Source organism: Catenulispora rubra (assembly GCF_015356825.1).
GTDB lineage: Bacteria > Actinomycetota > Actinomycetes > Streptomycetales > Catenulisporaceae > Catenulispora > Catenulispora rubra.
Genome location: NZ_JAACYW010000158.1, coordinates 1 through 25,860, shown reverse-complemented (window position 1 = coordinate 25,860; position 25,860 = coordinate 1). Strand labels below are relative to the sequence as shown.

Below are 25,860 nucleotides of genomic sequence, written 5' to 3'. Positions count from 1 at the left end.
CCGGACCAGCCGCTCGACCCGCAGGTCGGTGGCCGTGACCAGGTCCGCGGACGAGGCCTTGAAGCGCAGCCGCCGCGGGGCGGCCGAGCGGCGGATCAGGGTGGCGGCCTCCCGGGCGACGCGGATCCGCCCCGGCGAGCCCAGCGGTCCACAATCCGCCGAGCACAGCGTGCCGATAGGCCAGCGAACGTTCCAGCTGCAACGGCGCGCCGCCGCCGAACAGCAGCGCGTAGGACGTGGCGAACTCGCTCAGCCGCTCCCGGAAGCGCTCGACGCGCGCGCCAGATTCCCCTCGCAGCAGATACCACTGCCAAAGGAAAGGTTGGAACACCCACGAGTTGTAGTGATCGATATTCCGCCCCGGCTCCGCCGGCGGTCCGTCGTTGTACCAACCGTCGCCGAGGTACCAGGACTCGACGCGCTCGACGTTCTCAGCGCCATGCCCGCCTTCGACCGGAACCCCGACCGACTCCAGGAACGCCTCGATCACCGCCGGGAACAGCAGCCAGTTGTTGTGCTGCCACACCTTCAGCCGCGCATGATGCGCCAGCCACTCGGCGAGCCGTTCACGCACCGGATCAGGAAGCTGATCCCACACCTGCTCCCGGCACAGCGCCAGCCCGAACGCCAGGTTCGCCGCCTCCACCGCCGGCTGCGTGATCCCGGCGTGCGGCCAGTCCTCGAACCCGACGGCACGCGGCCAGTACCCGGGCCCGGCGGGATCCATCGCGGCGGCGAGCCCCTCGGCGTACCACTCGGCGTGCCCGAGCGGATCGCCCTCTCCCCCGCCGAGCCGCGCGCCGGCGATCAGGAAGCTGCGAGCGAACCCCTCGATCCCGTCGCTGATTGGCCCGCTCTGCGACGGCGGCCCCGGCGGGCAGATCAGCGCGCCGCCGTGGACCGCGTGCTTACGTGCGGTCAGCAACCAGCGATCGGCTTCGGCTTCCCAGTCGGCGCGGGAGGACACGGCGCGTGAGAACAACGATCAAGCCTTTCGATCAAATCAAGTAACAGCGGAAGACGGCGGCGGCGCCGTCGAATCCCGGATCACCACATGCGTCCCGACGTGCCGGGTGTCGGTCGGACCGTCGGACTCCCCGCGCAGCGCGACAGCCAGCCGCACCGCCTCCCGTCCCATCTGCTCCAACGGCAGGTGCACGGTGGTCAGCGTCGGCGTGACCTCGGCGGCCAGCGGGATGTCGTCGTAGCCGACGACCGACACGTCCTGCGGCACCCGCAACCCGGCCTCGCGCAGCGCCTGCATGGCGCCGACCGCGACGCCGTCGTTCGCGCCGAAGACCGCGGTGAACTCCCCGGCCGAACCGTCGCGCAGCAGCTGAGCGGTCCGCTCGTAGCCGAAGCGGCGGCTGAAGGCGCCGGGCTGGATCAGCCGCTTGTCGACCTCCAGCCCCCGGCTCGCGTGCGCCCGCCGAAAGCCGGCCACGCGCGCCTGGTGTACCGACAGCTGCTCCGGTCCGCCGACGTACAGGATCCGCCGGTGCCCGAGCCCCAGCAGGTACTCCGTGATCGCGTGCGCCCCGCCGGTGTTGTCGTAGTCGACCACCCCGGCCGGGGCACCGGACTCCAGCGCGGGCCGGCCGCACAGCACCAGCCACGAGCCCTCGCGGTTCAGCGCCCGCGCCCGGTCGGCGAGCTTGCGCCGGTAGGCCGGGTCGTCGACACCGCCGCCGACCATGATCACGGCGTCCGCACGCTGCTCGTGCAGCGCGTCGATGAGGTCCAGCTCTCCGCCGACCACACCGTAGGTGCTGCACACCAGGCACAGCTTCCCGTCCTCGGCGGCCTGGCGCTGCACGCCGTGCGCGATGAACGTGTAGAAGGGGTCGATGATGTCCTGGACGATGATGCCGACCGTGCGGGTCCGGGAGCCGGCCAGCGCGCGGGCGTGCGCGTTGACCACGTAGCCCAGCGTGCGCACGGCCTGTTCCACCTTGCGGCGGGTCTCGGCGGCGACCGGGTAGTTGCCGTTTAAGACCCGGGAGACGGTGGCGGTGGACACCCCTGCTGCTTCGGCGACCTCCTGGACGGTGGCGCGCTTGGGGCCGGCGGTCTCCCGCGGCGTCCGTGGCGCCCGTGGTGTCCGCGACGGCTTGCCCTGCGGCATCGGCACCCTGACCGCTCCTCTCGTCCTGCTCTTCGGCTGTGGCCTCACGCCAACCTGTCCAGCTGGTCGGGAAGCACCTCATACCGTAGTGGCAGACCGGCTACGTACCGTTCCACCTGTTCCACCGCCAGGCGCCCCAGGCGCAGCACCTCGCCGCCGAGCGCACCGGCGATGTGCGGGGTCAGGAAGACGTTGGGCAGCGTGAACAGCACCGAGTCCGGCGGCAGCGGTTCGGCGTCGGTGACGTCCAGGACCGCGTCGATGCGGCCGGAAACGAGTTCGGCGGTGAGCGCCGTCTGGTCGACGATGCCGCCGCGCGCGGTGTTCACCAGGACCGCGCCGTCGGGCATCAGGGCCAGCCCGCGCGCGTCGAGCATGCGGCGGGTGTCCGGGGTCAGCGCGGCGTGCAGGCTGACCACGTCGCTGGCCGCGAGCAGTTCCTCCAGCGAGGTCAGCCGCACGCGCGGGTCGGCGGTCAGCTCGCCGGCGCCGTAGGGGTCGTAGGGGTCGTAGGGGTCGTAGGGGTCGTAGATCAGCACGTCGGCGTCCAGCACGCCGCGCACCAGCCGCACCACCTTGCGGCCGATGCGGGAGGCGCCGACCACGCCGACGGTCATCCGGTGGGTGCGGCCAGCGTGTACTCGGCGACCGGCACGGCGTTCGCCTCGGCCGCCGAGCAGACCCGGGCACTTGGCGCCACGGTGACGACAGGAGCCCAGCAAGCGAACTTCAACCCCACCGGCAACGGCGGCAGCGGCTCCCCCGGCGGCAGCGACCAGTGGTACCTCCAGCCGATCGGCAACGACACCCCGCAGACGCTGAGCACGACGTCGTCGGCAGCCGGCATCGCAGCCGCGACGAACACCTCCCTGGCCGGCGTGGGGCAGTACAAGCTGGTCAACCGCAACAGCGGCCTGGCGCTGGAGAACGTGAACGGCGCCTGGCAGCTGGCCGGACAGGCGTTCGGCGACGCGGGGCAGGCGGTGGCGATCACGAAGGTTTCGTGAGCTGATTCGGGGGTCTTGATGACGGTCGGCCGTCGCGCTTTCGGGCACGGCGGCCGACGTTCGCACTAAGGAAAGTTCGGCAACTGCTCAAGATGCAGCGCCGAAATGGCACTCTCCTGAAACTCAAGCGTCCCCTCCCGGGCCTGAGCCTTCAGCCACTCCCGCAGCGCGCGATAGTCCCCATCCGCAGGCACGTCGACCGCCAGCAGTGCCGAGAACTGCGCTGCCGTCTCCCACGAACAGCCCACCTCCCGCAGCCTGTCCTGGACCTCGCGGCGGGCTCGCTTGTCCAGGAGGGTGATGCGGAGGGTCGAGTGGCCGGATTCGCCGTTGAGTCTTTCGAACACCAACTCGCGGCGGTGCTGGTCGGGGCGGACGTGGACCAGGTCGCCGTAGGCGACGCCGCGGGCGAAGAAGGGGACGTTGAGCAGGCGCATCTCGTACTCGACCGTGGTCTTCTCGCCCCAGAGGCGTTCCACGGAGACCGGGGGCCAGTTCGGTGCTTCGGCCTTGAGGTCGAAGGCCACCTCGAAGGTGGTCCGGTCGGCGCCGGGGAGGGGCTGCCCGCTTGCCGCTGCCACTGTCGGCCTCCTTGAAGTCGGTCGGGAACGCCGCTGGGTGCTCGGCGTCCCATTGTTCCAGCCTCGGCGACGATTTCAACCGATTACGCCTGAGGAAGGTGATGCATACCGTTTTGCCGAGTGCTGAAGGCCGAGAGCCGAGAGCCCAGCCTCAACCGTCCCGCTACCCCTTCACCCCGGAACTCATCTGGCTGCGCACGATCTGCCGCTGGAAGACGAAGAACAAGATCGCCACCGGGATCGTCGACAGCAGCGCCGCCCCCAGCGTGACAGGGAACTGGTTCCCGGACCCCAGCGACCCGCCGCTGAACTTCGCCAGACCGGTGGTCAGCGTGTCGTACTTGGGGTCGGACGTAGCCACCAGGAAGAAGCTGAACTCGTTCCACGACCCCTGGAACGACAGGATCGTCAGCGTGATCAGCCCCGGCTTCACCAGCGGCAGCGCGATGTCCCAGTACGTGCGGAACGCGCCCGCGCCGTCGATGCGCGCCGCCTCCTCGATCGACTGCGGCACCTGCATGAAGAAGCCGCGCATCAGGAAGATGCCGGCGGCGTCCATCGCGATCGGCAGGATCATGCCCGCGTAGGAGTTGTAGAGGCTCAGCTCCTTCAGCACCAGGAAGCGCGGGATCAGCAGCACCACGTTCGGCACCGCCAGCGTGCCCAGGATCAGCATGAACACCGCGCGCCGGCCCGGGAACTTGAGTCGGGCCAGGGCGTAGCCGGCCAGGCTGTCCAGGAACACCCGCAACAGCGTGATCGAGGTGGCGACGATGATGCTGTTGCGCAGCCAGGTCCCGAAGGGCACCGGCTGGTCGGAGCTGTAGCCGAAGATGCGCTTCCACGCCTCCAGGGTCGCCGGGTGCGGGACGACGTTGAGCGGGTGGTTGGTGGCGTCCGGGTCGGTCTTGAACGAGGTCGCGATCTGGATCACGAACGGCCCCAGGAACAGCAGCGCGAAGGCGCCCAGCGCCACGTACATCAGGACCCGGCGGGACGGGGAGCGGCGCTCGCGGACGGCGGCCATCAGTCGATCTCCTCGGGGATGAGTCGCCGCTGCAGCAGGGTCAGACCCATGATCAGGGCGAACAGCAGGAACGCGATCGCCGATCCGGTGCCGAAGTGGTTGTTCTGGAAGCTCTGGTCGAAGGACATGTACGCCGGCGTGCGGGTCGCCGGGTTGTTGCCGGTCAGGTAGATCTGGTCGAACACCTGCCAGGTGCCGATCAGGCCGAGCGTGAGCACCAGCAACAGCGTGGGCCGCAGGCTCGGCAGGGTGATGTACCGGAAGCGCTGCCAGGAGCCGGCGCCGTCGAGCTCGCCGGCCTCGTAGAGGTCCTCGTTCACGTTCTGCAGGGCCGCGAGGAACATCAGCATGAAGGTGCCGGCGGTCGTCCAGATCACCAGGATGATGATCACCATCATCGCGATCGACGGTCCGCTGAACCAGTCCCACAACGACTGGCCCATCACCGAGTGCTGGGTCCAGCCCGGCGGCTTGGTCACCCCCACGCCGCTGAGCCAGACGTGCACGACCCCGCGCGGGTCGGCCAGCCAGTTCGGACCCTTGACGCCGAACCAGTTCAGGATCCCGTTCACCGCGCCGCCGCCCTGGAACAGGAACAGGAAGACCAGGGTGATCGCGATGCTGGAGGTGATCGACGGGAAGTAGAACGCGGTCCTGAAAAAGCCGCGCCCGCGCAGGTACTTGTTGTTGACCAGGACGGCCAGCCACAGCGCCAGCGCGGTCTGGGTCGGCACCACGAACAGCACGAACCAGAAGTTGTTGCGCAGCGCCCCGGCGAACGTGGTCCGGGTCAGGCCGTCGTGCGTGAGCAGCTGCTGGTAGTTGTGCAGTCCAACCCACTTGACGTCGCCGCCGAGCGGGTTGGACAGGCCGTCCCAGTTCGTGAAGCTGACGTAGAGCGCCAGCACGATCGGGACCACCAGGAAGACGATCAGGCCGAGCAACGCCGGCGAGACGAAGAGCCATCCGGCGAGGGCTTGACGCCGGTCCTCCTGCGATCTGGTTCTGCTCATCTTCCTGGGGGCCTTTCGATCCGGACTATGGACGACGCATTAGGGCCGGCACGCGAGGAACCGGCGCCGCGCCTAGTTGTTGCTCAGCGCGTCAGTGGCGTTCTTCTGCAGGCTGGACAACATGCTCTTGGGGTCCGAGGAGCCGTCGGACAGGCCCTGGATCTTGGAGTCGAAGTCCTTCTGCACCGCGTCGAAGCCGGGGAAGCCGACCGGGCCGAAGGCGTTGTCCGCGCCGGTCACGAAGGCCGCCTGGTCCGGGAACTGGGTGGTGAACTGGGTCTTGGCGGCCTGCCGCGAGGGCATGACGCCGAAGGCCTTGGCGAAGCCCATCTGCTGGTCCACGGTCGTCAGGTAGTTGATGAAGTCGACCGCGGCGGCCTGGTGCGAGCTCTTCTGGGCCACGCCCCAGCAGTTGGTGAAGGACAGCGTGGCGTTGCCCGCCGGGCCCGCCGGCAGCGGAACGACCTTGTAGTGGACGTTCGGGTAGTCCTTCTGCAGCCCGCCGACGATCCAGTTGCCCTCGATCGTCATCGCGGCCTTGCCCTTGCCCAGCGCCTCGCCGCCCCAGCCGGTGTCGACCTGCTTGGGGAACTTCAGCGCGCCCTCCTTGGCCAGCTTCTGCAGGTACTGCAGGGCGGCCAGGTTCTGCGGCGAGTCGGCGGTGACGGTCTTGCCGTCGGCGGAGACCACCGAGCCGCCGGCCTGGCGCATGAAGGCGCCGATGCGGTCCAGCGTGTCGCTCATCACCAGACCGGTGACGCCGTTGCCGGTCAGCTTCTTGGCCACGGTCTCCAGCTGGTCCCAGGTGGTGGGGACGTCGGAGTCCTTCAGGCCGGCCTTGGTCCACAGGTCGGTGTTGATCTCCAGCGCCAGCGTGGAGAAGTCCTTCGGGACGCAGTAGTACTTGCCGTTCTCGGTGAACGCCTTCTGCAGGTTCGGGTACATGTCCGCGGAGTCGGTGATCTTCTCGCCGACGTCGGCCAGGGCGTTGCCCTTGACCAGGCCCTGGAACTTGGAGGCGTCGACGTAGAAGACGTCCGGCGGGGTGCCGCCGGCCAGCGACTGCGTGAGCTGCTGGGTGAGGTCCTTGGCCGGGGTCACCACGACCTTGTTGCCGGTCTTGGCGGCCCAGGCGTTGCCCGCGGCCACCACCGCGTTGGTCTCGGCGTCGCCGGAGGACCCGATCAGCACCTGCAGGGTGACGCCGGAGGTGGCGCCGCCGGCGCCACCGCTGCCGCTGCTGCCGCCGGTCCCGCCGGAGGACGAGCCCGAGCTCTTGCCCGGCCCGCTGCTGCCGCACGCGGCGGCGGTCACCAGCACCGCGGCGGCACCGGCGACGCCGATGATCCGCTGGACGCGAACTGACTTCATTGTCGTTCCTTTCGTTTCGCCTTCGATCAGGCTCGGGACGCAGACCCGCTGGTGGCGGCGGTGTCAGGCCTCGTCGGGGGGTGAGATGTGGGAGGGGTTGCTGCTGCCGCGCGCTATGACCGTGGGCTCCACGACGGAGGTGGTCACCGCGCTGCGGGGGTCGTCGATCCGCTCCAGCACCAGGTCCACGCAGCGGCGTGCGATGGACTCCAGGGGCTGGCGGACGCTGCTCAGGGCCGGCTGGACCACGGTGGCCAGCGGGCTGTCGTCGAAGCCGATCACCGCGACGTCCCGGCCCACGGCCAGGCCGCGGTGCTCGACGGCGTGCATCACGCCGACGGCCATCGCGTCGCTGACGCAGACGAACGCGGTCGGCGGATGGGCCTTGGCCAGCAGGCCGGAGGCGAGCTGGGTGCCGGCGCCGATGCCGTCCAGGCCGCGCACGGTCAGGCCGCCGGTCGGCAGGTCCAGCTCCGCGGCGGCGGCCAGGTAGCCGGCGTAGCGGTCGTCGCCGACCTCGCTGCCCTCGGGCCAGCCGATGAACGCGATCCGGCGGTGGCCCTGCTCGGCCAGGTGCTTGGTCGCGGCCAGGGTGCCGGCGTGGCCGTCGACGTCCAGCCAGGAGTACAGATAAGGGGTCTGCTCCCAGGGCCGGCCGAAGCTGACGAAGGGCACGTCGCGCTCGGCGAGCCAGGCGGTGCGCGGGTCGTGGCGGTGCGAGCCGAACAGCACGAAGCCGTCCACCGCGCCCCGGCTGACCAGGTCCTCGAACATCGCGATCTCGTCCTCGTCGCCGTCGGCGGCGAACAGGATCACGCCGTAGCCGCGGTCGCGCGCGGCGGAGGTCAGCGCGTACAGGAACCGGTCCTCGATGGCGCCGATGCCGCGGCCTCCCGAGCGGGTGGACCGGAACCCGATCAGCCGCGTGGTCTGCAGCCGCAGGTTGCGCGCGGCCTGGGTGGGCCGGTAGCCGAGCTCGTCGACCGCGCGGAGCACGCGGGCCAGCGTGTCGGGGCGCAGCCGCTCCGGCGCGTTCAGCGCGTTCGATACCGTTTGGTACGACACCTGAGCGTGCCTGGCGACGGCCTTGATGGTCGGGCGGGGCGGTGAGGGCTCGCGGTCCATTGCCACGGCGTTCCTCCTTCCTCAGAGTTGAACGATCAAAGTCGCTGAGGTGGAGTCTTACATATGAACGTTCAAATAGATAGAGTGCCGAAGAACCACCAGGCAACACGAGGGACACCCCATGACCGACGGCCCGGCCGAAACCCCAGCTCAGCAACCCTATCTGCACGACCTGCAAACGACCGTGCGGGCTCCCGTCTTCGGCCTGTCGGGCACCGGCGGAGCGCTCTCGGGGCGCGGCGTGACGGGGGTTTTCGCCGACGACCGGCGTGTCCTGAGTGTTTCCGATCTCACCCTGTCGGGCGCACGCCTCACCCCCATCGCCACGGAGCTCGACGGAGCCGACACGACGCACAGCGTGCTCGTGGCGCGCGGCCTCGGCGAGGACGGCGCGGACCCGGCGGTGTGGATCGAGCGGCGGCGGGTGCTGGTCAGCGAGGACCGCGGCGACGGGCTCCAGACTCTGGTGCGCGAGACCATCGAGATCCGATCGGCCTCACGCCGCAGTGTCCAGACGACGTTGACCGTCACCCTGGGCTGCGACCTCGCCGAGATCTCGGTCGTGAAGTCCGGCCACTCCCCCGGTCTGCTGCCGGCTGAAGCGGTTGACGGCGGCCTGCGCTGGACCGGACCCGGTTCACAGAGCCCTGACGTCGTCCTGGCGACCGCCCTACCCGCGCCCGCGGACGTCGACTCCGAGAACGGCCGGCTGCGCTGGCCGGTGGACCTGGCACCCGGCGAGGTCGCACGCTTCGCCATCGACGTGAGCGTCACCCCGACCGGCACCTCCGTGGTCCTCGGCACCGACGGCGCGTCGGTGATCGGCGACCTCCACGTGGACAGCGGCGACATCCGCGTCGGCCGCTTCGTCGAGCGCTCCATGGCCGACCTGCGCGGCCTGGAGCTGCGCGACCCCACGGCACCGGAGGACCACTTCCTGGGCGCCGGCGCACCGTGGTTCCTCACCCTGTTCGGCCGCGACTCGCTCATCGCCGCACGCATGCTGCTGCCCCTGGGCACCGAGCTGGCCGCCGGAACGCTGCGCACGCTGGCCCGGCGTCAGGGGACGAAGACCGACCCGGAGACCGCCGAGCAGCCGGGCAAGATCCTGCACGAGATCCGGCGCGCGCCGTCCGGCCACGACGCCTTCGGCGGCTCCGACCGGCCACTCCTGCTGCCCTCGACGTACTACGGCACCGTGGACGCCACACCGCTGTGGATCATGCTGCTGCACGACGCCTGGCGCTGGGGCATGCCGGCCGACGAGGTCGAAAAGCTGCTGGACCCGCTGGGCGCCGCGCTGGCGTGGATGCGCGACCACGGGATGGACGACGCCGGATTCCTGAGCTACGTCGACGAATCAGGCCACGGCCTGGCGAACCAGGGCTGGAAGGACTCCCACGACTCGATCCAGTTCGTCGACGGCCGCATCGCGACGGCACCACTGGCCCTGAGCGAGGTGCAGGGCTACGCCTACGAGGCGGCGATGAGCGGCGCGGCCCTCCTGGACGCTTTCGGCCGGCCCGGCGCCGACGAGTGGCGCGCGTGGGCCACGCAGCTGGCCGCACGATTCCGCGCCCGCTTCTGGATCAGCGACGCCGACGGCCCGTTCCCGGCGGTCGCCCTGGACCGCGACGGCAAGCCGGTGGACACCGTCGCCTCGAACATGGGACACCTGCTGGGCACCGGAATCCTGAACCGCGAGGAGTCGGCTCTGGTGGCAGCACGACTGGGGTCGGCGTCGATGTCGTCGGGCTACGGCTTGCGAACGATGGCGACCTCGGCCGGCGGATACAGCCCCCTGAGTTACCACGGCGGCTCGGTCTGGACCCACGACACGGCGGTGGCCGTCCAGGGCCTGGCGCGCGCGGCAGCCGAGGGCGTCCCCGGGGCGGCCGAGGCGGCCGGCACGCTGATCGACGGCCTGCTGGAAGCCGCCGCAGGGTTCGAATACCGCATGCCGGAGCTGTACGCGGGGAGCCCGGCACGGCCCGGCGGACGGCCGACACCGTATCCGGCCTCGTGCCGCCCGCAGGCCTGGGCCGCGGCGGCGTCGGTTGCGGTGGTCTCGGCCCTGGTCGGGATGCGGCCCGACGCGCCGGCGGACATCGTGGCCTTCGAACCGCTGCCGGGCGACGCCTGGGACGCGCTGACGGTGCGCGGGTTCCGGGTCGGCACGGACGCGCTGGACATGCGGGTGGACGCCGGGGATGTGCGGATCCTGGATGCCTGATCCGGAGCGGATCCCCATCTCAGGTTCCTGAGCTTGAGGGAGCTCAGGTGTGGCGACGACTCCTAGAAAAGCTTCTAAAAACCACAAACCAACCGCACCAGCCGCACTCACCCGCCACCCACACATAGGTCAACAGCGCCCTTTTGTAGGGCGCTTTCGGGACGCGCCGTGCGGGCCGTCGTCTCAATACCTGATTCGAGCTATTGTCACCCTCCTGTTTCAGCGCTACCTTCCGCGATGAGTTAGGAAACCTTCCTAACTTGATCTCGAAAGGAGTCCCACATGCTCCGCAAAACCCTGGCCTCCCTGGCCGCCGTCGCAGCAGCCCTGCTGCTGTCGACGGTCGGCCCGGCGTCCGCGGCCCACGCCGATCCGCAGACGATCAACGTCAACATCACGTCCTACGGCTACAACGACAACGACGACGGCAACGGCCACTACGGCACCGCCCAGATCGCCTACCCGCAGATCCACAGCATCGCCACCGAGGACCTTGGCACTTACAGCCAGCCGGTGACGTTCGCCACGGACCAGAACGAGTACGCGCCGGGCACCATCATCTACGTCCCCCACCTGGAGAAGTACTTCATCATGGAGGACGGGTGCGTGGAGTGCACCAGCGACTGGAACAACGGGATCCACCACGTCGATCTGTGGATGGGGCCGAACGACGCGATGCAGCCCGAACCGGCGCTGGACGACTGTGAGGGCTCGATCACCGGCGCCTTCGACATCATCGTGAACCCGGACGCCAACCAGCCGGTGGACACGAACCCGATGTTCAGCAACGGTTCCTGCACGGTCGACACGTACTAGGTGACCGCCTCGCGGCGAAGTCGACAGTCGCCGCGCTGATCACCGAGTCCTCCTCGCCTGGGGGTCGGCCACCGTTCCGGTGGCCGACCCTCAACCTTTCCCCGCACGACCATGGCCACCTCCTGACACTGCGCTTACTGTGAACGCCGTCGCAGCACCCGCCTATACCCGGGCAAACCCGCAGCCGGCTTCGAAACCCTTGGAGCGCCCCGTGAACCGCCCCATGAACCCCACCCGTCGCAATGTCCTGAAATGGGGGCTCGGCGGCACCGTCCTCGCCGCCACCTCGTTCGGCCTCCCCACCGCCGCCCGCGCCGACTCTCCCGTCACCCCCGGCGGCAAGCCCACCGACAGCTGGATGAGCTACCTCGACCCGAACCTGTCACTGCTGGGCATGACGATCCCCGGGACGCACGACACCTGCTGCACCAACCCGGCGGACGGCACCGAGTGGTCGCACACGCAGAACTGGGGCCTCCCGCAGCAGCTGTCCGAAGGGGTGCGCTTCGTCGACATCCGCTGCAACGGCTTGCAGGGGACGGCCAGCGAGATGGGCATCTACCACTCCAGCTACTACCAGGGCATCCGGCTGCAGGACGTGCTGGACCAGTGCCAGGCGTTCCTGACCGCGCAGCCGACCGAGACGATCGTGATGCGTCTGAAGAACGAGAACGCCGGCGGCCAGGCGCTCAGCGACGCGGAGTTCCAGCGCCGCTTCAACTACTACATGGACACCCTCGGCTACCGCGGCCTGTTCCACATGCACGGCTGGCCGACGCTCGGCGAAGCCGCCGGCAAGATCGTGCTGGCCGCCGACTTCACCTTCCCGTCGTCCTGGAACCTGATCCACTGGGCCGACAGCGCGAACCAGTTCAACGTGCAGGACACGTACACCGGCGTTTCGACGGGCACCAAGGGCCAGCTGATAACGCAGCAGTTTGACAATGCCTACAGCAATCCCGCGCCGACCACGATGTATGTGAACTTCCTGAGCCTGGCGCCGTCCCTCCAGGACGGCCTGGAATTCCCGAAGGACCTTGAGCAGACATTGATGGACAACTCCATCTACCCGTACTTGAACGCGCGGACTTCGCAGCGCGCGCGGTTCGGGATCGTGCCGATGGACTTCCCCGACTTCCATGTGAACGTGCTGGAGATGCTGATCGACAAAAACTTCGTATAGTCCGCGATCCATTCCAAGTCGGTCGTCACTCTCTGTTGACTTACTACCGATCACGGTCACTTCCGGGCTAATCTTCAACAGCATTCAACACTTTTGCTGAAGCTGAAGCCTTGGAGGACAGATGTCGGCGAGCCCCCAGCCGGACCGCCAGGACGCGGGCGGTCCGGTGCGCCGGCGAGTGGTGTTCGCCGGCGGGGCCGCCGTCGGCGCCGCGGCGGCCGGGGTCGCGACAGCGACGCCGGCCTCGGCGTCCTCATTCGCGATCATGAGCGGTATGGAAAACAAGGCCGCGAGCACCGGCGCGGCGAAGAACGCAGGCCAGGCACAGGCACAGAGCAAGACCCAGCCCCAGGCCCGGGTCCGGTTCGACCGGTGGACCACGTGGTCCGACTTCCGCAGCGGCGAGTCCGCCGGCGCGCTGCCGTTGCCGGGGCCGCGCTTGGGCGTCGTCATCGCCGAGCCGGTGGGGACCACGTCGTACACCGACCCTTATCTGAACACCACCACGCAGTACGAGTACGCGACCTGGACCTCTCCCTCACGGTCGCTGGACTTCGGCGCGACACAGCTGACCCCGCACTGGAACGCCGAAACGCCGAAGGGCACGTTCCTGAAGGTGGAACTCCTGGCGACGATGGAGGACGGCCACCTCGACACCTGGGTGATGGGTATCTGGACGCTCGACGACAGCGAACTCAACCGGACCTCGGTCAACGGCCAGAGCAGCGCCTACGGCGAGATCGACACCGATACCTGGAGCGCCGCGAGCGGGCACTCGATGCGTTCCTACCAACTGCGCCTGACCCTGTTGCGCCGCCCCGGCGCCGCGATCACGCCGCGGGTCTGGCAGCTCGGCGCGACCGCTTCGATCGTGCCGGCGCGCACCACGGTTCCGGCTAGCACGCCCGGCCCTGCGACCGGGATCACGCTGGCGGTCAAGCCGTACGCGCAGTACGTGCACGACGGGCAGTACCCCGAGTTCGGCGGCGGCGGTGAGGCCTGGTGCAGCCCGACGTCGACCGAGATGGTGGTCGAGTTCTGGGGCAAGGGCCCGACGGCCGAGCAGCTGGCGTGGGTCGATCCGGGCTACACGGACCCGGCGGTGGATCACGCGGCGCGGTACAGCTACGACTACGGGTACAAGGGGACCGGGAACTGGTCCTTCACGTGCGCCTACGCGGCGTCGTACGGGTTGGACGCGATGGTCGTGCGGCTGAACTCGATGACCGAGCTGGAAGTGCTGATCGCGGCCGGGTTCCCGGTGATCACGTCGCAGTCGTTCACGCTCGCGGAGAACGGCCGCTACGCCAGCGCCGGGCACCTGTGGTGCGTCATCGGGTTCACCGACGCCGGCGACGTGATCGTGAACGATCCGGCCAGCAAGAGCGATGCCGACGTGTACACGGTGTATCCGCGGCGGATGTTCGAGACCGTCTGGCTGCGAACGAACTACACGAAGGCCGACGGCACGCCGGGGTACGGATCCGGCGGGGTCGCGTACCTGATCAAGCCGCATGACAGAGCCCTGCCGGAGGTCGTGGACCGGCAGAACCCCAGTTGGCCTACTGAACACTGGGGCTAAGAGCTGATTGAGGCCCCTGCGAGGCGGGCGTCAGGGGCCTCAATCATTGTCTTTATTGCTTAGGCGGGGAGCTCGACGGACAGCGCGTGGCGAAACACGTTGCCCGGGTCCCAAGCAGCCTTGATCTGTTGCAGCTTGGGGTAGTTGTCCTTGTAGTAGAGCTCGTACCAGGGGACGCCTGAGGTGTTCCATGCCGGGTCGGCGAGGTCGACGTCCGGGTAGTTGATGTAGGAGCCGTCGCTCACGTCGTCCGGGACGGGGACGCCGCCGGTGGCCGCGTAGATGCCGCGGTAGTACTCGCGCATCCATCGGACGTTCGTGGCGTCGTCGGCCTCCAGCAGCCAGGTCGTCGAGAAGACGGCCTTCATCACGACGTCGCGCTGGGCCACGGCGGTCGCGTCCGGCGGCACCGCCTGGACCTGGCCGCCGTAGCCGATGAGGAGTATGGCGGCGCTCGTGGGGCAGCCGTAGTCGGCGAGTCCGGCGTGGATCGCAGCGAGGTGTTCGTCGACCTGGCCCTCGACGTTCGGCAGGCCGCCGTCGGCCTGGACCACGAGGTTGAAGACGCCGTTGTGGATGTTGCCGATTTCGAGGATGGCGTACAGGCCGGTGCCGGGGGCGCCGGGCGCGCTGTGCTGCTCGTGCCACTGGCCGAAGTTGCGAACGATGGTGGTGAACGCGTCGCGGGTCATGGAGGCGTCGAAGGCCCATTCGGCGAGGAAGAAGTACATCTGGCCGGGAACCGGTGGCAGGAGTTTGGCCGGGTTGGTGCCCACGGCGCTCGGGGACCGGAACCAGAAGCGGGTCACGACGCCGAAGTTGCCGCCCCCTCCCCCGGCGTGCGCCCACCACAGGTCGCGGTGCGGGTCGTCGGGTTCGCGGGTGGCCCGGACCACGCGGACGCGGCGGTGTTCGTCGACGACCACGACCTCGACGGCGTAGAGGTGGTCGACGACGGAGCCGTAGCGGCGGGACAGGGGGCCGCGTCCCAGCAGGCCACGGCGGCTGAGCCCGTTGTTCGACGGCACGTCCATCATCACCTCTCGTTCGGCGGCACATCGGATGTCAGAGAACGTACATGGACGTTCCCGACTACGACGGCAAGCGCTTATGCTGCGCACATGAGCGCCGAAGACGCCGACCTCGCGGCCGGGACGGACACCGCGCTGATCGCCGGCGCCCTGCGCAGCCGCGACGACGACGCGGCGCCGTGGTCGGTGGCGTGGGGCCTACTGCCGCCGGGCGTGGAGGCGGTCCAGGTGACGTTCCGCGACGGCCGCCGCGCCGAACCGGCGGCACGCGTCGGCGTGCTGGGCCGGCACTGGGCCGCCGAGGTGGCGGGACGCTTCGACAAGGTGGTGGTCACCGGCGGCGAGGCGCGCGAGACCGCGAAGATCAGGACGCGGGACAAGACGCCGACGCCGCGGCGCTTCTCCCGCCGGACGCCCGGGTTCCCGGCCGACCCGCTGGAGCGGATGAAGCACCACTGGGGCCTCGCGGCGGTGATTCTGCAGCCGGGGCGCGAGGACCGGCCGGTGCTGCCGGACATTCGGAGCGCCGGCGGGGATCTGACGTAGCGGCCCAGGGTGCCGGCGCGGAGATCGAGTCCGGAACCGGTGCGCCTCGACCGATCAGACCGGAAGCTCGATCAGACCGCGTACTCGATCAGACCGGGAACTCGATGTGCGGCAGCACCGACAGGCCCGGGCCGTAGCGCGGCGGTATCGGCGGCTCGGCTCCGGCGGCCACGATCGGCGGCTCGACGAAGTCGACTGCGAGCTCGGCCCGGTGCAGCGCCACGACGTCGGCGGCGGCCGGCAGGCCGGGCTGCTCCACGACCAGCAGGGGACGCTCCAGGACTGGCGAGAGCAGGTCCAGGATGTTGTCGACCGGCGCGGGCGCGGGCGGCTGGTGCAGGTCGAGCCCGGTCCAGGGATCGGCCTTCACGAACGCCGCCTGCCGGGCCCGGAGGTCCGCCGCGGCCACGACGGTCGCGGCCGCGTGGATGGTGGCGATGACGTCGTCGGCGGTCTCGGGCATCGCGACCTGGCTCGACGGGGGTGCGGCGAGGTCGGTCGTGGCTATGTGAGTCGGCATGGTGCGGTCGAGGTCGAGCTCGGCGGCGGTGTCTTCGGTGTCGGCGGGCAGCGCGAGCTCGGTGGACAGCGCGAGCTCGGTGGAGCTTTCGGTGGCGGGAGCGGCGGAGTCTGCGAGATCTGAGAAGCCTGCGGGATCCGAGGAGCCTGCGAGATCCGAATCGTCGGGCGAGTCGTCGGTGTCGAGGGCCTCGTCATCGGCGTCGGCTGCGGCGGTGGGCTCACTGTCGGCCACTGGAGCATCGGTGGTGTCGGTGGCGAGTTCGACAGTGCTGAGTTCGTCCGCGACATCGGCGGCGTCCACCGGGCCGAAAGCAACAGTCGGCGCCTCGGCAGCGCGCGTCGCCTGCTTGAGGGCCTCCACATCCAACGAGACCGTGGCCGTGGCGTCGGAGATTCCAAGGCCTTCCGCGACCGCGCGCTTCACGGCCTCGACGTCCAGCGCGATCGTGGAGAGTGAGCCCGCGTCGACCACTTCCATCCCGACCGTCGGCGCCTCGGCGCTCGATCGCGGACGCGGCACCTCGCTCACGCCGTCCGCATCCCCGTTCGAGTCCGCGTCCCGATCCACATGCACGCCATTGCTCGCGCTGCCCGCGCCCACCGCATCCGCCGCGTCCACCGCCGTGAAAGCGACGGTGTCCGCCTCGGCGCTCGCGCGCGGCGGCGCCGCACGGCCGTCGACCTCGACGGCCGGCAGGTCGCGGGTGCCCGGCGCCGCGGCGGCGGTGGCCGCGGCCGGGCGCGTCTGGTGGGGGGTCGGTTCGTTCAGCAGCATCAGGTGCTCGCGGGGTCTTCGGGGGCGGCGCTTCGGGCGTGGAGTTCTCGGAGTTCGTCTTCGTCGGGGAAGTGGTCCACGGTGCGCTTCAGCAGCGCGCGGGCCCGCGGGTAGCGGTGCCAGTGGAAGGGTTGCAGGCCTCCGGATCGGGGGTCGTCGGGGCGCGGGACGCGCAGGATCAGCGTGGTGGCCTCGGGATCGCCGACGCTGCCGCCCTCGCCGAGGCGGACGGCCTCCTCCAGCAGCTCCGCACACAGGCCGTAGTGGCGCGTCTCGTACTGGAACGAGGCCTCGTTCTTCCACAACGCGATCATCAGGTCCCGGAGTTCCTTCGTGTCGCGGTACGCCAGCGCTGTGCGGAGGCGGTGCGCGCGATCGTGGAAGGGACGCTGGGCGTTGTGCATCGCGTCGGCGATGAGCAGGGTCGCTATCTCGCGCGGGGCCTCGACGTCGGGGTCGCCGGTCCACGTCTGGTCGGCCAGCAGGGCCCATGTCATCCGGTCCAGCGCCAGGGTCCGGCGGTCGCCGAGCGCCGCCGAACACGCCAGCAGCTTCAGCGCCTGCGACAGGCCGGCGTGGTACTCGACCCGCGACGGATCGATCTCGCTGAGCTCCTGCCACCACTGCACCGCCTCCAGCAGGTCGCCGTCCGGCCCCGGCCGCGTCAGCGACCCGGCCCGCTCGGCGAGCACCACCTCCAGCAGCGCCGCCGCGTCCTTGTCCTGCGGCATCAACTCGACCGCGCGCCGCGCGTGCGACAGCGCCAGCACGTAGTCCTGGTGTTCGGAGCGCAGTTCCCCGGTCCGCCGCATGTGCGCGACGGCCAGCTCGTTCTGCAGCGCGGCCACGTCCGGGGCCACGGACAGCGCACGCTCCAGCACGTCGACCACGCTCTGCAGCACGCTGACCGGCGCGGGCACGTCCCCGTCGGCACCAGCCGCACCAGCACCACCACCGGCAGCGCCACCCGCAGCCTCGGCACCGACGCCGCCGGAACCGACACCACCCGCAGCACCGCCGGAACCGACACCGCCGGAACCCCCAGCGCCGACACTCCCGACACTCCCGGCACCCCGCCCCGTCAACCCGACGGCCGCCATGTTCACCGTCTTGGTCGCGTCCGCGATGAACGCCGTCCCGGTCACCGCCATGTTCACCGTCGGCGTGGCGTCGACCGAGACCGGCCGCTCGCCCTCCTCGGCGAACCGCATGAGCTCGTGCGCGGCGTTCAGCCCGGACTCGGCGGCGATCTCCGCCCACACCGAGTCAGGCTTCTGATCCGGATCCAGCAGCGCCGCCCGGGCTATGCACTCCAGCGCCGGCGCCCACTGCTCGTCCAGATGCAGCTCCATACCCCGCATGACCAGCGTCTTGCGCAGCAGGGCCGTCCACGCCTCGTCGCGGTCCACCTCGGGGACCGTGTCCAGAGCGGTTGTCGCCGCCTCGTACTTGCCGTCCTCATACAGGAAGTGCTGCGGCCCGAAGGGCCCGTACAGCGCGGCGACCCGCACCGACTCGTCGTCCTCGGCGGCCTCGGGGTCCACCACGTGCATCGCGTCGGCGAGCTCGCGCCACTCCACCAGCGCCGGCGTCTCAGGCTGCTGACGGAGAAGCGTCTCCAACGTCGGGCTTATCTCCGGATCCGCCTCGCAGGCGAACACGTCCATCCCGAGCCGCACCGACCACGCGTCCACCTCGTCGCCGCCCCGGTACGCCGACAGGTCCGCGAACCGCAGGTCGTTCTTCAGCTCGTCGACCAGCACGCGCCGGTTCCGCACGATCTGCTCGTGGTCGGCCTCGACGTCCGCGACCCCGACCACCTGCACCCAGAAGTCCGGCGCGTACAGCGCCGTGACCAGGCAGCCGATGGTCCACATCCAGTGCTCGTCCGCGCCGGAGGACCGCGCCAACTGGTACGCCGACAGCCCGAGCGCGTGCAGCAGCCGAGCGTTCGTCGGGTCCTCGCGCACCAACGCGAGATACCCGGTGAACGCCTCTTCATGACGTCCTTCTTCGGCGTGCTGCCGCGCCGCGTACTCCGACAGCGCCTCCAGCGCCGCCTGCGCTTCCGGCTGGTCCGGCTGGATCCGCAGCGCGTGCCGCAGGTCGCCGAGCGCCTGGTAGGGCTCGCCGCGCTCGATCGCGGAGGCGGCGCGCCGGATCAGCAGTTCGACGCCTTCGGTCTCGGCGTCGGCAGGCAGCCGGCTCAGCGCCCCGTCGAGGTCGCCGGCCTCGGCGCGCATGAGCGCGAGCTGGCGGCGCAGCGGGCGGGTCAGGGCGCTGCTTCCCAGTGCGTCGGCCCACGAGGTGAGCGTACGCTCGGCCTCGTCGGGGACGCCGGCCTTGCGAGCCGCGAAGAGCAGCGACTGCAACGCCGGGCCGGCGCAGCGCTCGCAGCGGTAGGAGCTGATGCCCGCGGGCCGGAACAGGTGTGTCCGGCAGCCTTCGCGTCCGCAGCCGGCACAGGAGCCGACGGCGTCCTTGCCACACTCGACGTCGGCGATGGCCACACACGGCAGCGGCGGCTCTTCGTCGTCGGCGTCGGCTTCCGCGGCCAGCCGTTGGGCGGCGACCAGCGGTCCGGCGTTGGCGATCTCCTGGATGTCCAGGCCCTGGGTGTCGTCGTCTTTGAGGACGTAGGCGTCAGGGTCGGAGTCAGAGCCAGAGGAGTCCGTGTCTGCCCCGGCCTCGACTTCCGGTGCCGCCGAGCCGCCGGCGACGTCGTTGCCCAGGAAGCGCTGGTACCACCGCACGGCGTCGTACCAGTGCCCGGTCCGTTCGGCGTACAGCGCGCGGGCCCGGGCGACCGCGGGGTCGCAGTCGGGGTCGTCGGGAAGTTCGGCGAGCAGCGTCTCGGCGTCGTCGAAGCGGTCGTCGAGCAGGGCGGCGACGGCCAGGTGGCAGCGGTCGCGCATGCGGCCGTGGACGTCGAGGAACGTCTCCAGGTCGGCCGTGGAGCCGCCGGCCAGGTCGACCAGGGCGCGCAGCCGGTTCTGGCGGCCGCGCAGGCCATCCACGCGATCGGAGACCGGCAGCGAGGCCGCCAGGTCGAGAGCGACGGCCGCTTTCTCCCGATTGTCGGGAATCTCCCGGCCGGCCATCAGCATCCACGCGGCCTCGCGCAACGCGGCTTCGCGCAAAGCTATTCGGTGCTCGATGACGTCCGGGGAGTCCAGATAAGCGATCTGCCACTGGAGCCGCGCGGCCGTCGGGTCGCTGCCGAGGCGCTTGCGCGCCTCCCGGTCGCGGGCCACGGCCGTCCAGTCCCGCAGTTCGGTGGTACCGAGGCGGTCCCAGGTGTCGATGGCGGCGGCCGGGTTGTTGGAGCGCAGTTGGGCGAGTCCGTAATGGAATGTGGCCATGCCGCCCCAATAGGAGGACTGCCCGGCCTCCGACTCCAGCATTCCCCGGGCTTCCTTGCCGCGGCCGGCGGCCAGCAGTACGGCACCGAGCCGAATACGCGCGGCGTGCGAATGCGCGTCATGCCTCAGTGCGGCCTGGTAATGCGCGATCGCCTCGGCCGGACGGCCGGACTGCTCGCGCAGCAGCGCCAGGCCCAGGCGAGCCGGGGCGAACGCGGCCTCGACGGCGAGGGAGTTGCTGAAGTGGTTCCACGCCAGGTCGTCCGCGCCGAGCTGCACGGCGAGCCGGCCGAGCGAGTAGTGGATGCGCGGATCCTGCGGCGCGTACTGGGAGGCGGTGCGCAGGTCGGTCTCGGCCTGGTCGGTGCGGCCCATCTGCTGGTGCGCCAGGCCCCGGAACAACAGCGCCTCGGGGCGCAGCCAGGCCCCGCGCGACCACGGCGAGGCCGGGCCGGTGCCGCGGCGGAACGCCTCGTCGTAGGCGGAGATCGCGTCGTCGTAGCGGAGCAGGGTGCTGAGCTGGATGCCCCAGCGGAACCACAGCTCGCCGCTGCCGCCGGGCACCGCGGCGGCCAGCAGGTCCTCGGCCTCCTTGACCCGGCCGTCGCGGCGCATCATCGTGGTCAGCGCCAGCACCGGCCAGTCCACGCCGGGCAGGGCGGCCAGCGCGGCGCGCGCCGTGGCCTCGCGCTGCGCGGTCGGACCGGTGGTGCAGGCCTTCTGCAGCCACATGACGGTGCGGATCGCGGTGTCCTCGTCGCCGGGCTCCAGGCCGTAGGTGATCGCCTTCAGGAAGTCGATGATCGGCTTGAGATCGCCGTCCTCGGCGCGCAGCCGCTCCTCGGCGAACTGCCGGACCAGCCAGCGCGGCAGCTGGCGGAAGGGTTCGGGCAGCAGCGGGTAGGCCTCGCGGAAGCGCGCCATGGCGTCGGTGAAGATGCCCATCGCCAGGATGGTCTCGGCCTCGCCGAGCAGGGCGAGGCCGCGATAGTGCTGCAGGTCCTCAGGGGCGGACGCCAGACGGCGGGCCAGGCGCGCGTAACGATCGCGAGCCCGCTCCTGGTGTCCCACCGCAGCCAGGTCCTCCGCCTTGGCGAACTCCTGGGTGATCCACTGCGGGTCCGTCCCTCGTCCACGCCCCAGCAAGGCCACACCGTCCCATCAACCCGTATCGCTGCCTACAGCTTGACACAATCGCCCCCGCCCGCGCCGGGCCGGATCCGGCGCCGCGGGCACCGACCTGTTGTTCTTCACGGTCGGTGCAACACAGTTCACCCGGGCTCCACCCCGATCTCACTTCGTGTGCGCGCTTTGTGTCCCTTCGCTGTCGTCCTAAACGCCCCTGCAGGGTTTAGGACGCCGTGATCACCAGGGAGGTTCCTTCGACGGGGCCGGGGAAAGGACTTTTGACTAGGTTTTGACGGTGCGGCCGCGGCTTCGGCGTTCGGTTCAGTGCTTGATTCAGCGCTTGACTCAGCCCAATGTGAATGTCCTGATGGATGTCGGCGGCGACATGCTGCGGCTTGTCACCGCCGACGTGCGGTCGCATCAGCTCTGACCGCGGGTCCCCTTCAGGAACACCGGGTTGGTCAGCGCGGCCATCGGGCCGAACAGCAGCGCGTCGCCCATCGTGTTGCCCTGGCCCGGGGTGCCGTCGGCCATCGGGTGGCGGATCTCGGCGCGGACATAGGCGGCCAGCGAGGGCGTGGTGCGCCAGACGACGACGCCGTCGCCGTTGGCGTCCAGCGACTTCTGGAACATCTGGCCCTCGTCGGTGATCAGGCGGACGGTGCCGTTCGGGACGCCGTGCGCCTCCAGCCGGACGTCGACCGGGGCCGTCGTCGGCACCTTGAGCGTCTCGCCGATGCCGGCCTGCTTGCCGGCGCCGGTGACGGTGAAGTCCACCGAGATCGCGCTGGACTCGGCGATCCAGTTGCGGCCGGCGCGCAGGCCGTCCATCAGCGCGTCGGTGCGCAGGTCCTCGGCGTGGACGACGTTGTGCGGCAGGCCGATCACCTGCGGGACGCTGTGCGCGTCGCTGTTGCCCACGGCCGGCAGCCAGCGCCTGCCGGAGCGGACCGCCTCGCCGAGCTTCTGGTCCCAGGTGCTCACGGCGTGTTCGTCGTCGTAGGTCCAGGGGCCGGTCCACACCTCGGTGACGTCGGCGTCCTCGAACCCGAACTTCCACTGGCAGGCCACGTAGGCGCAGTACATGTGGGCCGGGGCGACCAGGCCGCCGTGCTTGCGCACCTCGCGGGCGAAGCGCGGGAAGGCGTCGTCGCGGTTGCGGTAGCGCCAGTCGATCCACTCGCCGGCCGGCAGGCCCATCGCGACCCAGTGGCCGTTGCGGGTGGTGATCTCCTCGCCGGGGATGATCAGCAGGTCCGGGCCGGCGTACTGGCCCCAGACGCCGTGCGAGGCGGAGGTGTTGTGGTCGGTGGAGACCATGAAGTCCAGGTTCGCCGCGCGGGCGCCGGCGGCGACCTCGCCGGGCAGCCGCTTGCCGTCGGAGTAGACGGTGTGCAGGTGGCAGTCGCCGCGGTACCAGGCCTGGCCGCGGCCCTTGGCGCGGGTCGGCGGGTAGTTCGGGACGAACGGGGTGCCGGGCTTGCCGTAGGTCAGGGTGACCTGGACCTGGTAGTTCAGGCCCTGCTGCGCCACCTGGTAGGGGCCCAGGGCGATGTGCCAGGTGCCCTTGCCGACCGGGCCGGGCAGGTAGCCGGGGGTGGCCTCGGTGGCGTTGATCGAGAACGCGGTGCGGAAGCCGCCGGACCAGCCGCGGAAGCCGGGGCCGCCGAGCGCGGTGCCGCGCTCGTCGAACACGCCGATGTCGCAGGAGTTGGTCTTGTCCCCGGGGGTGACGGTGGGGTGGTCGTAGGAGTAGCTGACGTCGATCTGCTTCACCCCGGCCGGGATCACGACCGGGAGGTAGACGAAGTCGGCGACGCCGGTGTCGAGGTGGCCGGTGATGGTCTGGGTGACCTGGGTGCCGTCGGCGGGGGCGCTAGCGGAGCCAGCGCTGCCGGCGCTGCCAGTGCTGTCGGCGGCGTGGGCGAAGGTCATGGGGCCCAGGGTGAGCGCCGCGGTCGCGGCGCCGACCGTCAGGACGCCCCGGCGGGACAGGCCGGAGGCGGTGGGGTCGGCCGACTCGGGCAGCGGTGCGACGTTGTGCTCGCAATAGCCATCTGTGCACATGGTGTCCGACGATCCGCCACGCCGGTGAACCAGGCGTGAGCGTCAAGCGAAAGGTTGTGGGTTCGTTACGAGGGATACCGAGGACTAGCGAGGGGTGACGAGGAGTATCGGCGCACCAGGCCCGCGCGGTCGCCTGGTCGACCGGTCGACCGTGCGGAGGCCACGAGGACGGCCGCGACGATTTCCCGCATGCCGCCTTCACCGGGGCGCAGTTCGCGAGGCGGCGCGATGATAGAGGCATCTCCATTAGCGCGAGGAACGGGAGATCGAGATGACCGGTATCGAGGTCCTCACCGCGGGACGCTACGGCTACGCCGACCGGCGCATCCACCGCGACGACTTCGCCCACCAACTGGCGGTCATGCTGCCGGCCGACGACGACGAACGGCTCCGGCCGACCACCGCCGTCAGTACCGAGGACCTGGTCAGCGCGGCCAAACTGTGCCGACATCTGGCCGAGCGCTATCCGTCCGAGCCACTCGGCCGGCTCGCCGAGCAGATCGCCTACCGGCTGGAGCACCCGATCACCCACCCCGGGGCCGTGGTGTACTACGCCGCCGCCCTGCTGTGCCGCGAGCAGGAGGCCCTGAGCCGGGTCGAGAGCGCGACCATGGTCGCCGCGGTGCTGGAGACCCGCGCGGCGGGCCACGCCGCGGATGCCCTGGAGGCCACGGCGCCGCAGACGCTGCGGTACACGGTCAAGACGGCCATCGACGGCGACTTCGTGCGGGGCGCGCGGCATTTGAAGGCTCAGCAGAACTAGGGCTCAACAGAACTGAGGCTGGCTGGCTGGGCGCAGGCGGCAGGCAGGCCGGGTGGCCTGAAAGACGGCGGCCATCCGGATGAAATGGCTGCGCGGCCTGACGATGGCGGCTGTCTGCGGCCGGGTCCGACACGCCTCGCAAGTCGGCGCACCAGGTGAATGCGGGGCGAGTAGGGCGCGGCGAGCACGAGGCAGCCTGGTGCGGCGTGGTGCAGTGCCGTTTAGCAAGCCCGGCGCGATGCATGCGAAGCGGTGCAGTGCGGCGTGGAGCAGCAAGCCCGGCGCGGTACGTGCGGCGTGGTGCGGTGCGATGCGGGAGCGGTGCCAAGCAACAAGCCCTGCGCGGTGAGCGCGGCGTCCTTCCTCGTTCGCGACCCAGGACGCCGCCCCCCGCTTCTCACCGCTCCCCCAGGTTTCCGGGGCGGCGCAGCCGACATCCCGGAAGTCCGTATCATCCCGCGCGGACCGGGTAATGTCACTGGATTGCGGCTCGGACACAAACCATTGACAGGTGCGCACTGCTGTGCGCGACTGAGAGCGACCGGGGGAGGCGGAGGTTCGCGCGGATGGAGACCATCGACTACGGCACCGGCGACCTCGGCCGGGTCCGCTTTGTGCTGTCGCCGCTGGGGCACCTGATCCATGGCGTGCACGACGGTCCGTGCAGTCGGGAGTCGCCGTGGCGGCAGCGGTGGTGGCCGCGGGCGCGGCGGCAGGTGAGTCTGGGCTCCGGGCGGCTGGTGCCGCTGATCAACCGGGCGCATCCGGACGCGCCGGCGTTCCTGCCGCTGGCGATCGCCGGTGATGGTGACGGTGCCGCGAACCCGACGTTCGAGCAGGAGCTGGATCGGCTGCGCGCCACTCCGCCGCACCTGCTGGGGTACCGGCTGGCCGCAAGTTCTGGCCCCGGGCCGAGGCGCACCGACGACTCCGACCGGCTGATCCGCGGGTTGCGCAACCAGGAGGACGCCTCGCTGCGCGCCGTCGTCGACGGCCTGCTCGCGCTCTACCGCGCCACGCTGATGCCGGACTGGCCGACGATCTCCGAGCGGTTGCAGCGCGACGTGTCGATGCGCCGCCGCCAGATCCAGCAGCACGGGACGCTGCCGATGCTGACGAATCTGCACTCTGATATCACCTGGCGGCCCCGCACGGAGCCCCGCGCCCCCGGTTCGGGGCTCATCCTGGCGCCGTGCCTGTTCGGCCAGCAGCGGGCCCACTGCGGCCCCGGCGCCGACGGCACGCAGGTGCTGGTCTACCCGACCGCCGAGTTGGAGGAGTCCTCCGTCGCCCCCGACGACCACCTCGCGGCGCTGCTCGGAGCGGGACGTGCGGCGGTGCTGCGGAGCCTGGCGTCCCCGGCCTCGACCTCGGGGCTGGCGCGGCGGCTGGGGATATCGGCGCCGATGGCCTCGACGCACGCGACGCTGCTGCGCAACGCCGGTCTGGTCTCGACGGCACGGGACGGCAAGAGCGTGCGGCACGAACTCACCGCCGTCGGACGGCAGCTGGTCGAGCTGAACCCGCAGACCACCATCACGTTCTGAGGGTTGAGAATTCAGGCGCTCAGCGCTTGATCCCCACCCCGACCAGCCCCCAGATC

Annotated in this window: 20 protein-coding genes; 8 read left to right on the top strand and 12 right to left on the bottom strand. The window is 70.4% G+C overall.

From position 1 onward, the window contains the following. The 3 genes from GWK61_RS33405 to GWK61_RS33395 all read right to left on the bottom strand — a co-directional run. On the bottom strand, nucleotides 1-982 hold a 982-nt coding region (locus tag GWK61_RS33405), incomplete at its 3' end, for a DUF2264 domain-containing protein (protein WP_194915683.1). A gap of 21 nt (nucleotides 983-1,003) precedes the next feature. Further along, a complete protein-coding gene (locus tag GWK61_RS33400) occupies nucleotides 1,004-2,125 on the bottom strand; it encodes a LacI family DNA-binding transcriptional regulator (RefSeq protein WP_194915684.1) in 1,122 nt (373 codons plus the stop codon). Nucleotides 2,126-2,169: 44 nt separating this feature from the next. Then, nucleotides 2,170-2,742 carry an NAD(P)-dependent oxidoreductase gene (locus tag GWK61_RS33395; protein WP_194915682.1) on the bottom strand — a complete coding sequence of 191 codons (573 nt, stop codon included), beginning with the start codon at nucleotides 2,740-2,742 and terminating at the stop codon, nucleotides 2,170-2,172. A 3-nt stretch (nucleotides 2,743-2,745) separates the two neighbouring features. Between GWK61_RS33395 and GWK61_RS33390 the strand changes: the two genes are divergently transcribed. Further along, entirely contained in the window at nucleotides 2,746-3,132 is a 387-nt protein-coding gene (locus GWK61_RS33390) for a hypothetical protein (RefSeq protein WP_194915681.1), read from the top strand. A gap of 65 nt (nucleotides 3,133-3,197) precedes the next feature. Here the strand turns inward: GWK61_RS33390 and GWK61_RS33385 are convergent, their stop codons facing one another. From GWK61_RS33385 to GWK61_RS33365, 5 genes are all read right to left on the bottom strand, one after another. Beyond that, the gene (locus tag GWK61_RS33385; protein WP_194915680.1) at nucleotides 3,198-3,713 is read right to left on the bottom strand and encodes a DUF4265 domain-containing protein; all 516 of its coding nucleotides are present in this window, start codon (nucleotides 3,711-3,713) and stop codon (nucleotides 3,198-3,200) included. A 163-nt stretch (nucleotides 3,714-3,876) separates the two neighbouring features. Continuing rightward, nucleotides 3,877-4,740: a carbohydrate ABC transporter permease gene (locus GWK61_RS33380; RefSeq protein ID WP_194915679.1), complete on the bottom strand. Its 864-nt coding sequence runs from the start codon at nucleotides 4,738-4,740 to the stop codon at nucleotides 3,877-3,879. Further along, on the bottom strand, nucleotides 4,740-5,753 hold the full coding sequence (locus GWK61_RS33375; protein WP_194915678.1) for a carbohydrate ABC transporter permease: 1,014 nt from the start codon (nucleotides 5,751-5,753) through the stop codon (nucleotides 4,740-4,742). The genes GWK61_RS33380 and GWK61_RS33375 overlap by 1 nt, the downstream gene beginning before the upstream one ends. Nucleotides 5,754-5,825: 72 nt before the next feature. After that, complete coding sequence (locus GWK61_RS33370; protein WP_194915677.1) at nucleotides 5,826-7,124, bottom strand: ABC transporter substrate-binding protein; 1,299 nt, start codon at nucleotides 7,122-7,124, stop codon at nucleotides 5,826-5,828. 63 nt (nucleotides 7,125-7,187) lie between these two features. After that, nucleotides 7,188-8,249: a LacI family DNA-binding transcriptional regulator gene (locus GWK61_RS33365; protein WP_228563362.1), complete on the bottom strand. Its 1,062-nt coding sequence runs from the start codon at nucleotides 8,247-8,249 to the stop codon at nucleotides 7,188-7,190. Between the two features lie 121 nt (nucleotides 8,250-8,370). Here GWK61_RS33365 and GWK61_RS33360 point away from each other — a divergent pair, with 121 nt between their 5' ends. From GWK61_RS33360 to GWK61_RS33345, 4 genes are all read left to right on the top strand, one after another. Next, a complete protein-coding gene (locus tag GWK61_RS33360) occupies nucleotides 8,371-10,482 on the top strand; it encodes an amylo-alpha-1,6-glucosidase (RefSeq protein WP_194915675.1) in 2,112 nt (703 codons plus the stop codon). A 282-nt stretch (nucleotides 10,483-10,764) separates the two neighbouring features. Next, complete coding sequence (locus tag GWK61_RS33355) at nucleotides 10,765-11,298, top strand: hypothetical protein (RefSeq protein WP_194915674.1); 534 nt, start codon at nucleotides 10,765-10,767, stop codon at nucleotides 11,296-11,298. A 211-nt stretch (nucleotides 11,299-11,509) separates the two neighbouring features. After that, a complete protein-coding gene (locus GWK61_RS33350; RefSeq protein ID WP_194915673.1) occupies nucleotides 11,510-12,481 on the top strand; it encodes a phosphatidylinositol-specific phospholipase C in 972 nt (323 codons plus the stop codon). A 121-nt stretch (nucleotides 12,482-12,602) separates the two neighbouring features. After that, complete coding sequence (locus tag GWK61_RS33345) at nucleotides 12,603-14,063, top strand: C39 family peptidase (protein WP_194915672.1); 1,461 nt, start codon at nucleotides 12,603-12,605, stop codon at nucleotides 14,061-14,063. A gap of 59 nt (nucleotides 14,064-14,122) precedes the next feature. On the opposite strand, the gene GWK61_RS33340 is transcribed toward GWK61_RS33345, so the two are convergent. Further along, nucleotides 14,123-15,100, bottom strand: a complete 978-nt coding sequence (locus tag GWK61_RS33340; protein WP_194915671.1) for an FAD-binding oxidoreductase — start codon at nucleotides 15,098-15,100, stop codon at nucleotides 14,123-14,125. Between the two features lie 84 nt (nucleotides 15,101-15,184). On the opposite strand from GWK61_RS33340, the gene GWK61_RS33335 reads away from it, so the two are divergent. Beyond that, nucleotides 15,185-15,640 (top strand): hypothetical protein, encoded by a 456-nt coding sequence (locus GWK61_RS33335; protein ID WP_194915670.1) that lies wholly within the window; start codon nucleotides 15,185-15,187, stop codon nucleotides 15,638-15,640. Between the two features lie 88 nt (nucleotides 15,641-15,728). Here GWK61_RS33335 and GWK61_RS33330 read toward each other — a convergent pair whose 3' ends face one another. The 3 genes from GWK61_RS33330 to GWK61_RS33320 all read right to left on the bottom strand — a co-directional run bounded on the left by GWK61_RS33330 (nucleotide 15,729) and on the right by GWK61_RS33320 (nucleotide 23,494). Continuing rightward, the gene (locus GWK61_RS33330) at nucleotides 15,729-16,937 is read right to left on the bottom strand and encodes a hypothetical protein (protein WP_194915669.1); all 1,209 of its coding nucleotides are present in this window, start codon (nucleotides 16,935-16,937) and stop codon (nucleotides 15,729-15,731) included. Further along, nucleotides 16,937-21,445, bottom strand: coding sequence for a tetratricopeptide repeat protein (locus GWK61_RS33325; RefSeq protein ID WP_194915668.1), 4,509 nt, complete (start codon nucleotides 21,443-21,445; stop codon nucleotides 16,937-16,939). The genes GWK61_RS33330 and GWK61_RS33325 overlap by 1 nt, the downstream gene beginning before the upstream one ends. 402 nt (nucleotides 21,446-21,847) lie before the next feature. Continuing rightward, entirely contained in the window at nucleotides 21,848-23,494 is a 1,647-nt protein-coding gene (locus tag GWK61_RS33320) for a CehA/McbA family metallohydrolase (RefSeq protein WP_194915667.1), read from the bottom strand. A 271-nt stretch (nucleotides 23,495-23,765) separates the two neighbouring features. Here GWK61_RS33320 and GWK61_RS33315 point away from each other — a divergent pair, with 271 nt between their 5' ends. Both GWK61_RS33315 and GWK61_RS33310 read left to right on the top strand, forming a co-directional pair. Next, nucleotides 23,766-24,257, top strand: a complete 492-nt coding sequence (locus GWK61_RS33315; protein WP_194915666.1) for a hypothetical protein — start codon at nucleotides 23,766-23,768, stop codon at nucleotides 24,255-24,257. 566 nt (nucleotides 24,258-24,823) lie between these two features. Continuing rightward, a complete protein-coding gene (locus GWK61_RS33310; protein WP_194915665.1) occupies nucleotides 24,824-25,804 on the top strand; it encodes a helix-turn-helix domain-containing protein in 981 nt (326 codons plus the stop codon). Nucleotides 25,805-25,860: the final 56 nt, after the last annotated feature.